This is a genomic window from uncultured Gilliamella sp. (genome assembly GCA_945271295.1).
GTDB lineage: Bacteria > Pseudomonadota > Gammaproteobacteria > Enterobacterales > Orbaceae > Gilliamella.
The window spans coordinates 1-15,487 of the sequence record CALYPG010000002.1 but is presented as its reverse complement, the minus strand read 5'-3'; the positions used below and the strand labels follow the sequence as shown (position 1 = coordinate 15,487).

Below are 15,487 nucleotides of genomic sequence, written 5' to 3'. Positions count from 1 at the left end.
GATAATTATTGATAATGAAAGTTTCGTTACCAGATTTTAGTCAAGCCAATGTTTTAGTTGTTGGTGACATTATGTTAGATCGTTATTGGTATGGGGGGACTAATCGAATTTCGCCAGAAGCCCCAGTACCAATAGTGAAAATCGATGCTCTGGAAGAGCGCCCAGGTGGTGCTGCGAACGTTGCCATGAATATAACTGCACTCAGTGGTAACGTTCGTCTGATTGGTCTAACTGGTATTGATGAACCAGCTAAAATACTCAATGAACAACTAAATGCACACCATGTGCAATGTGATTTTGTTGCCATTACCTCGCATCCAACCATTACTAAATTACGGGTATTATCGCGTAATCAACAATTGATACGCATTGATTTTGAGGAAAAATTCGACAATGTTGACCCATCACCTATGCTTGATCGCATTCAAACAGCCTTAACTAGTCACAAGGTTTTAGTATTATCTGATTATGCCAAAGGGGCTTTATCTGCGGTGCAGTCGATAATTCAATTCGCTAATCAAGCCAATGTGCCAATTTTGATCGACCCGAAAGGCACTGATTTTGAACGTTATCGTGGGGCAACCATATTAACACCTAATATGTCGGAATTTGAAGCCGTGGTTGGGCCTTGTAAGACTGAAGATGAGATTGCCAAAAAAGGTTATGAACTAATAAAACATTGCGATCTTAAAGCATTATTGGTTACGCGTAGTGAAAAAGGCATGACTTTATTGCAGCTAAATAAACCAATTTACCATTTGCCGACACAAGCTAAAGAAGTATTTGATGTTACCGGAGCAGGCGATACCGTTATCGCTACTTTAGCGACTGCTTTAGCTGCAGGTCAATCTTTAGAAGATAGCTGTTTTCTGGCCAATGCCGCCGCGGGTGTTGTTGTTGGTAAGTTAGGTACTTCGACCGTTTCTCAAGTAGAACTTGGTAATGCCATCCGCGCTCGAACAGATGACAGTTTTGGTGTGATGACCGAGGAAGAATTAAGAGCAGAAGTAGGCAAAGCACGCATGCGTGGTGAAAAAATTGTCATGACTAATGGTTGTTTCGATATTTTACATGCAGGCCATGTTTCATACCTTGCTAATGCCAGAAAATTAGGCGATCGCCTTATTGTTGCAGTTAATAGTGATGCATCGGTGAAAAAGCTAAAAGGCGAATCAAGACCGATTAATCCATTAATGCAACGTATGATTGTGCTAGGTGCACTAGATTCAGTAGATTGGGTTGTCCCATTTACCGAAGAAACGCCTCAACGTTTAATTGCGAGTATCTTACCGGATGTATTAGTCAAAGGTGGCGATTACAAAATTGAGGATATCGCTGGTGGTAAAGAAGTCATCCAAGCTGGTGGTGAAGTTAGAGTTCTTAACTTTGAAGATGGTTGTTCAACCACAAACATAATTAATACCATTAAAAACCAATAAATAGGTTGGCTATTTATACATATTATAAATAGCCTTTAATTTCTTAAATCATCCTTAGCTTATCTATTTTTTTATCGTTAATCCGATCAATCGTTAATAACTATTATTAAATTTTCTATTTATGACTTTTTTTATTGTCTGCTTTGTGCCAAGCTAACTAGCAAAATTAAGACAAAAAGAGTACCGAGGAAATTTTATGACTAAACATTATGATTATATTGCTATTGGTGGCGGTAGTGGTGGCATTGCTTCTGCGAACCGCGCGGCATCATATGGAAAAAAATGTGCCATTATTGAAGCTAAATTACTAGGTGGTACCTGTGTTAATGTTGGCTGTGTACCTAAAAAGATTATGTGGTATGGGGCGCAAATTGCTGAAGCGATAAAAAATTACGGACCTGACTATGGTTTTGATACTACTATAAATCAGTTTAGTTGGGACAAACTGATTGCTAGTCGAAACGCTTATATTGATGATGTACATCAATCTTATGATTGGGTTCTAAATAAAAATAAAGTAGATGTTATTCATGGTTATGCCAAATTTATAGATCAACATACCGTTGAAGTTAATGGTGAGCAATATAGTGCTGATCATATCTTAATTGCAGTAGGTGGTAAGCCAATTATACCAAATATACCTGGGGCTGAATATGGTATTACCTCGGATGGTTTTTTTGCTTTAACAGCATTACCAAAACGTGTTTCTGTGGTTGGTGCCGGATATATTGCCTGTGAGATTGCAAGCGTCTTACATTCTTTAGGCGCACAAACCCATCAATTTGTACGTAAACAATCACCGTTAAGGTCTTTTGACCCACTAATTGTTGAAACATTAATGGAAGTTATTGCTGCGGACGGTCAACAATTACATACTTTTGCTATTCCACAATCAGTAACCAAAAATAAAGATGATTCATTAACATTAACCCTAGAAAATGGTGAAAGTTATACTGTTGATTGTGTGATTTGGGCCATAGGACGCGAACCAGCTACTAAAACCATGAATTTAGAAGCTGCTGGCATAGCAGTTAATGACAAAGGGTTTGTGATTGTCGATAAATACCAAAACACTAATGTTCCGGGGATCTATTCAGTTGGTGATGACACTGAAGCCACAGCATTAACTCCAGTCGCGGTTGCGGCAGGGCGCCGGTTATCTGAAAGGCTATTTAATAATAAACCGGATGAACATTTAGATTATAACAATATTCCAACAGTCGTTTTTACGCATCCAGCTATAGGTACGGTTGGATTAACAGAACCGCAAGCTATAAAGCAATTTGGGCAAGGCAACGTTAAAATTTATACTTCCACATTTACGGCTATGTATACTGCGGTAACGCAGCATAATCAACCGTGCCGAATGAAATTAGTTTGTGTCGGTAAAGAAGAAAAAATTGTTGGGATTCATGGTATTGGTTATGGTATGGACGAGATGCTACAAGGCTTTGCAGTAGCACTTAAAATGGGCGCCACTAAAAAAGATTTTGATAATACGGTGGCTATTCATCCAACCGCAGCTGAAGAATTTGTTACTATGCGCTAAAGTATCAATAACTATAAAGCAAAACAAAAAGCCGGTATTTCACCCGGCTTTTTGTTTATTAGTAGCAATTAATTGCTAATTACTGGGTTCACTGCGCCAACCTTGTTTAGCTAATGGGTAAAAGCCAACAGCTATGGCAATTAACGAAACAAACGCAATGTAAATTCCTGCCCCAAGATAACTATATTCACCTAATAAATGTTCCGGACTCAATAGATAAAGCGTTAAGGTAGGCGTGATGGCACTGAATAAGGCATAAGCTAAGTTATAAGAAAAGGATAAACCAGAATAACGAATCGATGGTGGAAACGCTCGGGTACCAATTATTGGTGTAATAACAATTGCCCCAATAAATAAACCAAATAGCGCCCATATCCAATACAATTTAGTTAATGATATGTCCGGACTTAATGAACTATAAAAATAAATACTCGTAATTACCAGCCCACCCCAAGCTATAACTACATTGGTAGTAGTGCCAAGTTTATCTTCTAACCAACCAAAAATAACACACCCTAATGTCAAAGTTAAAGCGGCAATGCAGCCACCGATGCGCCAATCAAGATTAGCAAAATGATACATACCACCAACAATGCGGCCGGGAGTAATTAAGATCCCAACCATGATAGCTGTAGATAAAGACCAAGTTAATAAAGCGACAATCACACAAGCAGTTTTATGTTTTTTAATTACCGTCACCACTGGAATGCTTTTTTCTAAGGCTTTACGGGCAGCGAGTTCTTTGAAGATTGGTGTTTCAGATAAAAAACGACGTAGATAAACGGAAATAACCCCAAACACCCCACCGGCAATAAATGGAATACGCCAAGCATAATCTAAGATGGTTTCAGTGGTAAAACTTAGGTCAATAAAAATTGTCATGATAAAACCAAGTAAGATGCCACCAGTAATTCCTGATGTTAAAGTCCCAACACCTAAACCATAACGTTGCTGGGGCACGTGTTCGGCAATAAATACCCAAGCACCCGGCATTTCACCACCGATGGCCGCACCTTGTAACATTCGCATAATCAGGAGCAAAAATGGCGCAAAAATACCAATCGACATATAAGTAGGTAAAATACCAATAATAAACGTTGGCAGGGCCATCATTGCCACACTTAACGTGAACATTCGTTTACGCCCAACTTTATCGCCAAAGTGAGCCATAATGATGCCACCAATCGGGCGCACTAAATAACCGGCAGCAAAAATACCCCAAGCAAACAGATCCAGCGTTAATGGTGATAACGTGTGCGGTAAAAATAGTGGTTTAACGATGGTATCAATATATAGAGCATAGATAACAAAATCATAAAATTCTAAGGTACCCCCTAAAGAGGATAAGAATAATGTTTTTAAATCCTTTCCATTTAATGGCCGAGCAACTGGCTGCCATTGTGAACAAATCTCTACTTGGTTCATGTAATATAACCTTAATATTAATGTGATAAAGAAAAGAAAGAAATCAGATCTTTTTTGACTAAATCGTGATAAGTAGTCGATATTCTGCCATAAAAAATAGTTTTTTTTTTCATCATAAAAAAATTTAATGTATATGATAAAACTCACTATTTGATTTATAATTCAGCGATATTTATTTTTTTATACAATAATTATCATTATAAGTCATAATAAATAATTAAATATTAAGATAATACTACTAATGAATACAGAAAAATCAATACGTTGCAGTTGGGTTAACAATGATCCTTTATATATAGCTTACCATGACAATGAATGGGGTATCCCTCAACATAATAGCTTAAAATTATTTGAAAAAATCTGTTTAGAAGGTCAACAAGCAGGGCTATCGTGGATCACGGTTCTCAAAAAACGTGATCAATATCGTCGTTGTTTTTTTAATTTTGTACCTGAAAAAATTATACAACTCACAACCGCAGATATTGAGATATTACTGCAAAATCCGGGATTAATTCGTAATCGTTTAAAGCTAAATAGTATTGTAAAAAATGCTAAGGCTTATTTAGCTATGCAAAGTAACGGTGAGGATTTTTCTGAATTTATTTGGTCGTTTGTTAATGGAAAGCCCATTATCAATCACTATAATGATTTGAGTGAAGTGCCTATTAGTACCGAAATTTCCGATAACATGTCCAAGGCGTTAAAAAAGAGGGGATTTTCTTTTGTAGGTTCGACAATTTGTTATGCATTTATGCAATCAATGGGGCTGGTTAACGACCACTTTGTAAACTGTTTTAAAAAAGGTGATTAGTTTGATGCAATTTGAGCGATTAATTAAATATGGTTTGGTGCTAGTTTTATTATATTTTGTTATTTGTAATATTGTTATTTATTATTATGCTCAACAAAAACCAGCTGCAAATGCTGATACTGTCGTTGTTTTAGGATCGATGGTGATTGGTTCTCCTGCTACGCCTCATCCAACATTAAAAGATCGTTTAGATGTGGCAGTAACTTATTTACAAACCAATCCACAGACCAAAGTAGTTGTTTGTGGTGGTCAGGGTAAAGATGAATCAGCGACCGAAGCTAGCGTTATGGCTGATTACTTAGCTCAAAAAGGTATTGCAACTTCCAGAATTTATATTGAAGATAAATCAACGCGAACCGCGCAACAATTTGTATATGCAAATAATGTGTTACCATTAGGTAAAACAGTTGTGGTAACCAGTGATTTTCACTTATTACGTTCTATAATGTTAGCCAAACGTTCTGGTATAAAAGATGTTTCCGGATTACCAGCTAGTTTGAGTTTTACTAATTTAGATAAATATTATGCTTTAATTCGTGAACCATTGGCGTTAGTAAATTCTTGGTTGTTTGATCATCCAACAAACTCTAGTGTCGTTAATCAATCACCCGAAAATCATAATCATTGAGTTAAGTAGTTTAGATGTACAACAACAAGGTTATTGATTCCTCAATAACCGGCACTAGCCTAGAAGTTATAAGATCTTTGCTGCGTAGTTGTTAACGGCTGTTTTTGCTTGACGTACATGATATGATAAATCATCGAGATTAAATTTATACATAAATTAATATGAATTCAGATACTATTGTTGCCCAAGCAACACCTCCCGGACGTGGTGGTGTAGGTATTTTGCGAATTTCAGGACCAAAGGCTCAAGCCGTTGCCCATGCAGTATTAGGCAAATTACCTAAACCTCGTTATGCTGAGTATCTCCCTTTTTTGGCTGCCGATGGTTCAATATTGGATGAAGGTATTGCGTTATTTTTTCCTAATCCTCATTCATTTACTGGTGAAGATGTACTTGAATTACAAGGACATGGTGGGCCAGTTATATTAGATTTATTATTAAAGCGTGTATTAGAGATACCTAATATCCGCATCGCTAGGCCAGGGGAATTTTCCGAGCGTGCATTTTTAAATGATAAACTCGATTTAGCCCAAGCAGAGGCCATTGCAGACTTGATTGATGCTAGCTCTGAGCAAGCGGCAAAATCAGCAATATCTTCATTACAAGGCGTATTTTCTAAAAAAGTTAATGCACTAGTTGAATCATTGATACACCTAAGGATTTTTACCGAAGCGGCAATTGATTTCCCGGAAGAAGAGATCGACTTTTTATCTGATGGTAAAATAGAATCCCAACTCAATGAGGTAATAGCTCGGTTGGACGAAGTCCGTCAAGAAGCTAAACAAGGTTCTTTATTGCGTGAAGGTATGAAAGTGGTAATTGCAGGTCGCCCTAATGCGGGAAAATCTAGTTTACTTAATGCGCTTGCCGGGCGTGAGGCGGCGATTGTTACTGATATAGCCGGTACTACTCGTGATGTACTACGTGAACATATTCATATTGATGGTATGCCACTACATATTATTGATACCGCTGGATTGCGCGAAGCCAGTGATGAAGTTGAACGCATTGGTATTGAACGTGCATGGCACGAGATTGAACAAGCAGACCGGGTATTATTGATGGTAGATAGTACCACTACCACGCAAACTAATCCGGAAAAACTGTGGCCTGAATTTATTGAACGCTTGCCGCAACATATGCCAGTTACAGTTATTCGCAATAAGGCCGATTTAACCGGAGAAGCGTTGGGTTATAGTGAAGTAAATGGTTACTCGCTGATTAAGCTATCGGCTAGAACTGGAGAGGGTATAGAATTATTGCGCGAACACCTAAAACAAGCAATGGGTTTTACTAGTAGTACTGAAGGTGGATTTTTAGCGCGGCGGCGACATTTACAGGCACTAGCAAAAGCTGCAGAGCACTTAAACAATGGTAAATACCAACTAACCACATTCCATGCTGGTGAATTACTGGCTGAAGAGTTAAGATTAGCTCAAGAAGCATTGAGTGAAATAACTGGAGCATTTACCTCCGATGATTTATTAGGCCGAATTTTCACTTCATTTTGTATTGGAAAATAAATTATTTTACTAGGGTCTATTGATCTTTCATGTTAATCAACCCATCAGGTAATAAAATATAGCAACATGCGAGTGCTAATGTACTCGCGTAGTTTCGAAATAGCTTAACATATCTTGTTGCAATAATTCGAAAATACTTTGATCTCGTAAACGCATTTTCAACTAAATGACGATAACGATAAAGTGTTCAATCAATATCCGCATTCCTTGTTTCTGCTTGGCTAGTTAATAAAAAAACGATTAGTAAGTCCATAACCGCTGCTTGCTTTAAGATATCATTCTTTTAACAAGCACTTATTTTCTTTGCGTAGCGCTATCAGCACGTTTACGTTTTTCTCTTCGAAGTAAATTGATGGCCATTGTTGTTACCTTATTTTTGTTCATCATAACAATGACCTTATAAAACTAATACTTATAGTGTAACCTATCAAAAAGTATACTGAGTATTAGTGAGGGTTGTACTAATTTTATCAAAATTGTTTTATTGTTTAAGAGAAGAATTAGCCGCCTTTTTAAAAAAAACTAAATAAAAGTTATCGATAACAATCAAACGTTCATTATTTTCAATAAGCTCTTCATAAGGTCGCATGCAATTGTCATTTAAACCTGTTTTAATAATTTTTATTTGATTAGCAAATACTTCATTTTGTTTGGCCAAAATAGCATTGTATAAATCAACAGTTGCTTCTGAATAAAAGTAATCTAAAGGAGTATTTAGCCTAACTGAATAAGGTTTATTACAAACAACCTGATTTTGTGAGATATTATTTTGAATGATAATTGTATCATGATCAGTAAAGGATATATTGATATGTTCATTAGTCGACCTTAATACTTTTCGAGTATCTTCATTATTTTTGCCATATGCATCAATTTTTGAGACATTATCAAAAATCCAATTGGTATTAGCAAAATTATTAATTTCTTTCGCATAATTGTTATAGCTAAAAAATAATAACAATAAAATTAATAAGTTATAATTTTTCATTTGAATTTCCAAGTTTTACTGTAAAAAATTCTATTTGTTAATTCAGAAATAAGTTATTCTTTTTAAAAGCGTCACTAAAAACTAATCAACTTTAGCTTATTTAAGTATAAGCTTTGACGAGGATCAAACTACCGCTGATCATCTATTGTCACTCCTTTTGGCGGCGTAAATTTAAATTTATCGAGTGCTATTTTGCCAAGTTTTTGGTGTGATAGATCATAAAAACTACGCTGTCCATCTTCTTCAATAATGGTGAAGTTTGAGATCATTCCAGTAGGTAGTACAGAAATAACAAAATTTTGATTAGAACCATCAGTTGCTTTTAGCGTAAATGAATCTTGTTTACGCGTCACATTATAGGCATTCCAAATCGAATTATGGCTATCAGTAATGAGTAACATTAAACGATTATCCACAACTTTTTCTAAACTCATTACACTTACTTGTTCAACTGCTGGTGTATAAACCCACATATTTTTGCCATCAGAAATGATTGAAGTTTTGTCGGGTTCATTCATTGTCCAGTTAAAATAATAAGGTCTGGTAACCCAAAAATCCCCTTTACCTTCTTGTACTAATTGGTTATCCGCTGTTTTCACTTCTTGTGAGAAACGTGCATAAAAACCATCAATTTTATCTAAACGCTGTTGTAAAACTTCTTTATCGCTAGCCCATACTGACATGCAAGTAAAGAGTGATAAAAATAATAAAAACTTTTTCATGATAAAACCTTATATATTCTTCTCTATTAAATGATTATATTTTAATAGATTAATGATATCTAAATAAAATGATATTACCGTTTTTCGGTTAGAGGGAAAAGATATTTCTTTTATTTTTCACTTATCAGTTAACCAGTATATAATATCTTTATTTTTAGAATTCTGGATATTATGTAGTATGCCTAGTATGTCTTTTGAATTTACGACAGATGAATTTAAACCTTTAGCTGCGAGAATGCGTCCTCGTACTTTATCAGAATATATTGGTCAAACTCAGTTATTGGGTAAAGGTAAGCCATTACCTAAAGCAATTGAAGCAGGTAATCTACACTCCATGATTCTTTGGGGACCACCCGGTACAGGTAAAACAACATTAGCCGAAATTATAGCTCATCACGCTAATGCTAAAGTTGAGCGATTATCAGCAGTCACATCAGGCATAAAAGATATTCGTGAAGCTATTGAGCGAGCAAAAATCAATCAACAAGCTGGTATTCGGACTATTTTATTTGTGGATGAAGTCCATCGATTTAACAAAAGTCAACAAGATGCTTTTTTACCTTATGTAGAAAATGGCACAGTAACATTTATTGGAGCAACTACTGAAAATCCTTCTTTTGAATTAAACTCAGCGCTACTATCAAGGGCTAGAGTGTATTTACTTAAATCCTTATCTAATCAAGATATTGAGAGTATTTTACAACAAGCAATGGACGATCCAGAGCGTGGTTATGGTAATAAACAGATCGTGTTATTGGAAAAAACTAAACAGCAAATTGCTGAGTTTGTCGGTGGTGATGCAAGAAGAGCTCTTAATACTCTCGAACTTTTAGTTGATATGTCTGATGGCAACCAACTTACTCCTGAATTATTAAAAGAAGTGATGGGTGAGCGAAGTGCGAGATTTGATAATCAGGGTGATCGTTTTTATGATTTGATTTCAGCAGTACATAAATCAATTCGTGGTTCGGCACCTGATGCAGCGCTTTATTGGTACGCAAGAATTATCTCAGCAGGTGGTGATCCTTTATATGTAGCTCGTCGATTATTAGCTATCGCATCCGAAGATGTTGGCAATGCAGATCCTAGAGCAATGCAAGTGGCATTAGCTGCATGGGATTGTTTTACGCGCGTTGGCCCTGCTGAAGGGGAAAGGGCTATTGCGCAAGCTATTATTTATCTTGCCTGTGCCCCAAAAAGTAATGCTGTTTATCTGGCTTTTAAACAAGCGATGATTGATGCACAATCGAAACCTGATTATGATGTTCCTGAACATTTACGCAATGCACCAACCAATTTGATGAAAGACTTGGGTTATGGTGCTGAATATCGTTATGCTCATGATGAACCGAATGCTTTTGCTGCTGGCGAAAATTACTTCCCACCAGAGCTTGCTGATACCAAATATTATCATCCATCTACCCGTGGCGCTGAAAAAGTTTATGTAGATAAACTTCAATGGCTAGAAGAACAAAATCGTAACAGTAATATTCAGCGCTACAAATCAAAATAAGAGTAATCAGTTGTTACAATAATATCTAGTTATTGATAGGTAGATCTTTATATTTATTACTACCAATATTACATTTTTCTCTTTCTATTTTCATTAAATATAACTATATACCTATAGTATTGGTATATAAATTAATTCAAGTTTTGTAATTCACCTCAATAATATTAGTTTATAAAAACACCATATATTGTATTAAATTGATTAATAGGCACTATATATTGTATATTTTGATAAATATCAATTATTATGAATTACACAAAAAAGAAAAATATTGGATAAAAAATGAATAAATCAATGCTAGTAACAAAACGTGATGGCAAGAAGGAAGCTATTAATTTGGATAAAATCCATCGGGTCATTAATTGGGCCGCTGAAGGGTTAGAAAACGTTTCCGTTTCGCAAGTAGAGTTACGTTCACATATTCAATTTTATGATGGAATTAGAACATCAGATATTCATGAAACCATTATACGTGCCGCGGCTGACCTTATCTCACAAGATGCACCTGATTACCAATATTTAGCTGCTCGTTTAGCGATTTTTCATTTACGTAAAAAAGCCTATAACCAATTCACTCCACCGCCGCTTTATGAACATGTCAAAAAGCTAGTAGCAAATAAACGTTATGACAAACACTTACTGGAAGATTATACCCCGGAAGAGTTTGAGCAAATGGACCAAATCATCGACCATTGGCGCGATATGACCTTTTCCTATGCCGCAGTTAAACAACTTGAAGGGAAATATTTAGTGCAAAACCGCGTAACCGGTGAGATTTATGAAAGTGCACAATTTTTATATATTTTAGTTGCCGCTTGTTTATTCGCTAATTATCCAAAAACAACGCGCATGAGTTACATTAAACGTTTTTATGATGCCGTTTCAACATTCAAAATCTCACTACCAACCCCAATTATGGCAGGGGTGCGTACACCAACTCGTCAATTTAGTTCATGTGTGTTAATTGAATGTGATGATAGTTTAGATTCAATCAATGCTACTGCTAGTGCTATAGTTAAGTATGTATCACAACGGGCCGGAATAGGAGTAAACGCGGGACGAATTCGAGCTCTGGGCAGTTCAATTCGTGGTGGTGAAGCATTTCATACCGGCTGTATTCCGTTTTATAAATATTTCCAAACTGCAGTGAAATCATGTTCACAAGGTGGCGTTCGTGGTGGTGCGGCAACCGTTTTTTATCCACTTTGGCATTTAGAAGTCGAAAGTCTACTGGTCTTACGTAACAATCGTGGAGTTGAAGAAAATCGTGTTCGCCATTTAGATTACGGGGTGCAAATCAATAAATTAATGTATCAACGGTTAATTAAAAATGAAAATATTACCTTATTTAGTCCATCTGATGTTCCCGGACTCTATGATGCCTTTTTTGCTGATCAGGATAAATTTGAACAGATCTATCAACAATATGAACAAGATGAAAATATCCGCAAACGCGAAGTTAAAGCGGTGGAACTCTTTGCATTATTAATGCAAGAACGCGCATCGACAGGGCGTATTTATATTCAAAATGTTGATCATTGTAATACGCACAGCCCATTTAATGCGCAACTAGCACCCGTTCATCAATCCAATTTATGTATGGAAATTGCCTTACCAACCAAACCGCTTAATAATATTAATGACAAAAATGGTGAAATTGCCCTTTGTACTTTATCTGCGTTCAACCTTGGTAAAATTGAATCACTCGATGATTTTGAAGAAATTGCTGATTTAGCGGTTCGCGCGCTCGATTCACTGCTTGATTATCAAGATTACCCTGTTCCAGCAGCGCAAAACTCGTCATTAAATCGCCGCACATTAGGTATTGGTGTGATTAATTATGCCTACTATTTAGCTAAACATGGCGTTAAGTATTCTGATGGCAGTGCCAATAATTTAACTCATCGTACCTTTGAAGCGATGCAATATTATTTATTAAAAGCCTCAAATAATTTAGCGAAAGAAAAAGGCGCCTGCCCATTATTTAATCAAACCACCTATTCTCAAGGTATTTTACCAATCGATACTTATAAAAAGGATTTAGATAGTATTACTAAAGAACCTTTACATTATGATTGGGAATCACTGCGCGAATCGATAAAAATTCATGGATTACGTAATTCAACATTATCGGCACTAATGCCATCTGAAACTTCTTCACAAATTTCAAATGCCACTAATGGTATTGAACCACCGCGTGGGTTTGTGAGTGTTAAAGCCTCTAAGGATGGTATCTTACGTCAAGTGGTACCGGATTTTCAAAACTTGCAAAATTTCTATGAACTACTATGGCAAATTCCTAATAACACGGGTTATTTACACCTAGTAGGTATTATGCAGAAATTCATTGATCAATCGATTTCTGCCAATACCAACTATGATCCAACCAAATTCCCAAATGATAAAGTACCAATGAAACAATTATTAGCGGATTTATTGACAGCTTATAAATTTGGCGTAAAAACCCTTTATTATCATAACACTCGCGATGGTGCTGAAGATATTCAAGGTGATATCGCACATACTAATCATGATGATGGCTGTGAAGGCGGTGCTTGCAAAATCTAATTATTTTTAAATACAAAAAAATAAGTATTACTCTAAAAATGAGTTTGACGGAGATGAAATAACTCTCCTACCATTCCTCCCTTTTTGCACTGTCGAAAGGTGATGGTAAAAATAACTAAAAATCCGTTAGGAGTTATATTATGAGTATGAATTACAGTACCTTTTCACATGTGCATAATGACCAACTTAAAGAACCAATGTTTCTTGGCCAATCCGTAAATGTTGCCCGTTATGATCAACAAAAGTATGAAATGTTTGAAAAATTAATCGAAAAACAACTCTCTTTCTTCTGGCGTCCGGAAGAAGTTGATATTTCACAAGATCGTATTGATTATGCCAGCCTTCCGGAACATGAAAAACATATCTTTATCAGCAATTTGAAATATCAAACTTTACTTGATTCAATTCAAGGCCGCAGTCCCAATGTTGCCTTATTACCTTTAATTTCAATTCCGGAGCTAGAAACTTGGGTTGAAACTTGGTCATTCTCCGAAACCATCCATTCACGTTCTTATACGCATATAATTCGTAATATTGTTAATGATCCCTCCATTGTTTTTGACGACATTGTAACCAACAAAGAGATCCAAAAACGTGCTGGTGATATTGCTGGCTATTATGATGATCTTATTAGCTACTCTAGTTATTATAATTTACTTGGTGAAGGCAAACACACCATCAATAATAAAACAATTACCATTGATTTACGTGAATTAAAAAAGAAACTCTACCTGTGTTTAATGAGTGTTAATGCCCTTGAAGCTATTCGTTTTTATGTCAGTTTCGCTTGTTCATTTGCTTTTGCTGAGCGTGAACTAATGGAAGGTAATGCTAAAATTATCAAACTTATTGCCCGTGATGAAGCCTTACATTTAACTGGCACCCAATTTATGATCAACACTCTACGCAGCGGTGAAGACGATCCCGAAATGCTTGAAATTGCCAAAGAATGTGAACAAGAGTGTTATGATCTGTTTTTACAAGCTGCCAACCAGGAAAAAGAGTGGGCCGAATATTTATTTGCAGGTGGCTCCATGATTGGTCTAAACAAAGATATCTTATGCCAATATGTGGAGTATATAACTAATATCCGTATGCAAGCAGTTGGGCTAACATTACCATACGACGTTAAATCCAATCCCATCCCTTGGATTAATAACTGGTTAGTTTCAGATAATGTCCAAGTCGCACCACAAGAAGCGGAAATGAGTTCTTATTTAGTTGGACAAATTGACGCTGAAATTAATGAAGATGATTTAAGTGATTTCAAATTATAAATTTATACTAGAACGTATGCTTCTCCTGAAACATCTTTACAAAAGGAACTCTCTTGCGTTCCTTTTTTAATTGTTAATACCACTTTAGTTAAATCTATTAATTTATTATAAGTAAGCTTACAAACTACCATTATATATAGATTATTATTTTATTTATCATTATAAATTCATTATAAATGATAAAATTTTGTCTTGACCTATAGCCAAAATCACTTAATCTCTCATAAGATATTTGTTATATAAGGAAACAAAATGAAAAAGTTATTAATTGCAACATTATCGTTTGTTTTGCTTGGTTGTGTCAGTGACATTAAATATAACTATATGCCTCAAGTGACACCAAAAAGTTATCCTGAGCTTAATGCCATCACCACAACCTATATTGGTGATAACATGCTAAACCAAGGCGAAGTCAAATTAATGGACGCAATCTCTTTTCCTACCACGACTGAGATTACAAGACCTTTTCATGCATATATTATAGAGCCAGGTGACTATCTTAAACTTGGTGAAAACAAGAATCATTTATTTTTTTCAGCTAGTAGTGAAGATGGAAATGCTATTGTAAAAACCTTCACTTCATCACCACCACCTATCGGTATTAGAGTGAGAAAAGACAATGCTGAAAATGAAGTATGTATTTCCTTTAGTGCTGGAACTGATTTTTGTAACTATAATAAGCAATATACTTTTAAAAAAGTTAATATAACAAGTCAGCGCAAATTTCAGCAGACATTAATTTATAATGGTAAAGTTGGTAATAAAATTAACATAGGATACCAAGAATTTAATAATGATTTAACTCATCCTACTTTTTCGAATAATGCGGAATATGATTTATCTAGCTCAAAAGTAATTAGATATAAAGGTGCAGTAATTGAAGTGCTAGAGGCTACCAATCAGTATATTAAATACAAATTAATTAGTAATTTTAATACACCTCAAAAATCAATGCATTTAAATAGTTTCAAACGGGGTAAATTCAAATACTAAGTGCGAATCTTAACAGAAAGAAAAAGTGGTAAGATGTTTATGGTGAAACAT

The 15,487-nt window shown here is 35.6% G+C and carries 12 protein-coding genes and 1 pseudogene; 9 read left to right on the top strand and 4 right to left on the bottom strand.

The features are described 5' to 3' along the window. Positions 1 to 14 precede the first annotated feature (14 nt). Together hldE and gorA are read left to right on the top strand one after the other, a co-directional pair. Positions 15 to 1,439: a bifunctional D-glycero-beta-D-manno-heptose-7-phosphate kinase/D-glycero-beta-D-manno-heptose 1-phosphate adenylyltransferase HldE gene (gene hldE / locus Q0K76_RS01515; RefSeq protein ID WP_294610192.1), complete on the top strand. Its 1,425-nt coding sequence runs from the start codon at positions 15 to 17 to the stop codon at positions 1,437 to 1,439. 196 nt (positions 1,440 to 1,635) lie between these two features. Continuing rightward, positions 1,636 to 2,988 carry a glutathione-disulfide reductase gene (gorA, locus tag Q0K76_RS01510; RefSeq protein ID WP_294610189.1) on the top strand — a complete coding sequence of 451 codons (1,353 nt, stop codon included), beginning with the start codon at positions 1,636 to 1,638 and terminating at the stop codon, positions 2,986 to 2,988. 75 nt (positions 2,989 to 3,063) lie between these two features. Here gorA and Q0K76_RS01505 read toward each other — a convergent pair whose 3' ends face one another. After that, entirely contained in the window at positions 3,064 to 4,413 is a 1,350-nt protein-coding gene (locus Q0K76_RS01505; RefSeq protein WP_294610186.1) for an MFS transporter, read from the bottom strand. A gap of 241 nt (positions 4,414 to 4,654) precedes the next feature. On the opposite strand from Q0K76_RS01505, the gene Q0K76_RS01500 reads away from it, so the two are divergent. The 3 genes from Q0K76_RS01500 to mnmE all read left to right on the top strand — a co-directional run bounded on the left by Q0K76_RS01500 (position 4,655) and on the right by mnmE (position 7,375). Next, positions 4,655 to 5,224, top strand: coding sequence for a DNA-3-methyladenine glycosylase I (locus Q0K76_RS01500; protein ID WP_294610183.1), 570 nt, complete (start codon positions 4,655 to 4,657; stop codon positions 5,222 to 5,224). Between the two features lie 4 nt (positions 5,225 to 5,228). Continuing rightward, on the top strand, positions 5,229 to 5,852 hold the full coding sequence (locus Q0K76_RS01495) for a YdcF family protein (RefSeq protein ID WP_294610180.1): 624 nt from the start codon (positions 5,229 to 5,231) through the stop codon (positions 5,850 to 5,852). Positions 5,853 to 6,013: 161 nt separating this feature from the next. After that, positions 6,014 to 7,375, top strand: coding sequence for a tRNA uridine-5-carboxymethylaminomethyl(34) synthesis GTPase MnmE (gene mnmE, locus Q0K76_RS01490; RefSeq protein ID WP_294610176.1), 1,362 nt, complete (start codon positions 6,014 to 6,016; stop codon positions 7,373 to 7,375). 16 nt (positions 7,376 to 7,391) lie between these two features. Here mnmE and Q0K76_RS01485 read toward each other — a convergent pair. The 3 genes and pseudogenes from Q0K76_RS01485 to lolA all read right to left on the bottom strand — a co-directional run. After that, positions 7,392 to 7,586: pseudogene (locus Q0K76_RS01485) on the bottom strand (transposase); the annotation flags it as partial. Positions 7,587 to 7,856: 270 nt separating this feature from the next. Further along, positions 7,857 to 8,363, bottom strand: a complete 507-nt coding sequence (locus Q0K76_RS01480; RefSeq protein WP_294610173.1) for a hypothetical protein — start codon at positions 8,361 to 8,363, stop codon at positions 7,857 to 7,859. 128 nt (positions 8,364 to 8,491) lie between these two features. Then, complete coding sequence (gene lolA, locus Q0K76_RS01475; protein WP_294610170.1) at positions 8,492 to 9,085, bottom strand: outer membrane lipoprotein chaperone LolA; 594 nt, start codon at positions 9,083 to 9,085, stop codon at positions 8,492 to 8,494. A gap of 178 nt (positions 9,086 to 9,263) precedes the next feature. On the opposite strand from lolA, the gene Q0K76_RS01470 reads away from it, so the two are divergent. From Q0K76_RS01470 to Q0K76_RS01455, 4 genes are all read left to right on the top strand, one after another. Further along, the gene (locus tag Q0K76_RS01470) at positions 9,264 to 10,598 is read left to right on the top strand and encodes a replication-associated recombination protein A (protein WP_363322363.1); all 1,335 of its coding nucleotides are present in this window, start codon (positions 9,264 to 9,266) and stop codon (positions 10,596 to 10,598) included. 282 nt (positions 10,599 to 10,880) lie between these two features. Further along, the gene (gene nrdA, locus Q0K76_RS01465; RefSeq protein WP_294610165.1) at positions 10,881 to 13,166 is read left to right on the top strand and encodes a class 1a ribonucleoside-diphosphate reductase subunit alpha; all 2,286 of its coding nucleotides are present in this window, start codon (positions 10,881 to 10,883) and stop codon (positions 13,164 to 13,166) included. A gap of 146 nt (positions 13,167 to 13,312) precedes the next feature. Beyond that, positions 13,313 to 14,443: a class Ia ribonucleoside-diphosphate reductase subunit beta gene (gene nrdB, locus Q0K76_RS01460; RefSeq protein ID WP_363322370.1), complete on the top strand. Its 1,131-nt coding sequence runs from the start codon at positions 13,313 to 13,315 to the stop codon at positions 14,441 to 14,443. Positions 14,444 to 14,695: 252 nt separating this feature from the next. Continuing rightward, positions 14,696 to 15,436, top strand: a complete 741-nt coding sequence (locus Q0K76_RS01455; protein WP_294610160.1) for a hypothetical protein — start codon at positions 14,696 to 14,698, stop codon at positions 15,434 to 15,436. Positions 15,437 to 15,487 lie beyond the last annotated feature (51 nt).

Excerpts from the sequence above, each read along its gene's own strand:
- Q0K76_RS01495 (WP_294610180.1), top strand. The coding sequence starts at position 5,229 with ATGCAATTTGAGCGATTAATTAAATATGGTTTGGTGCTAGTTTTATTA.
- Q0K76_RS01500 (WP_294610183.1), top strand. The coding sequence starts at position 4,655 with ATGAATACAGAAAAATCAATACGTTGCAGTTGGGTTAACAATGATCCT.
- gorA (WP_294610189.1), top strand. The coding sequence starts at position 1,636 with ATGACTAAACATTATGATTATATTGCTATTGGTGGCGGTAGTGGTGGC.
- Q0K76_RS01470 (WP_363322363.1), top strand. The coding sequence starts at position 9,264 with ATGCCTAGTATGTCTTTTGAATTTACGACAGATGAATTTAAACCTTTA.
- nrdA (WP_294610165.1), top strand. The coding sequence starts at position 10,881 with ATGAATAAATCAATGCTAGTAACAAAACGTGATGGCAAGAAGGAAGCT.
- mnmE (WP_294610176.1), top strand. The coding sequence starts at position 6,014 with ATGAATTCAGATACTATTGTTGCCCAAGCAACACCTCCCGGACGTGGT.
- hldE (WP_294610192.1), top strand. The coding sequence starts at position 15 with ATGAAAGTTTCGTTACCAGATTTTAGTCAAGCCAATGTTTTAGTTGTT.
- Q0K76_RS01480 (WP_294610173.1), bottom strand. The coding sequence starts at position 8,363 with ATGAAAAATTATAACTTATTAATTTTATTGTTATTATTTTTTAGCTAT.
- nrdB (WP_363322370.1), top strand. The coding sequence starts at position 13,313 with ATGAATTACAGTACCTTTTCACATGTGCATAATGACCAACTTAAAGAA.
- Q0K76_RS01505 (WP_294610186.1), bottom strand. The coding sequence starts at position 4,413 with ATGAACCAAGTAGAGATTTGTTCACAATGGCAGCCAGTTGCTCGGCCA.
- Q0K76_RS01455 (WP_294610160.1), top strand. The coding sequence starts at position 14,696 with ATGAAAAAGTTATTAATTGCAACATTATCGTTTGTTTTGCTTGGTTGT.
- lolA (WP_294610170.1), bottom strand. The coding sequence starts at position 9,085 with ATGAAAAAGTTTTTATTATTTTTATCACTCTTTACTTGCATGTCAGTA.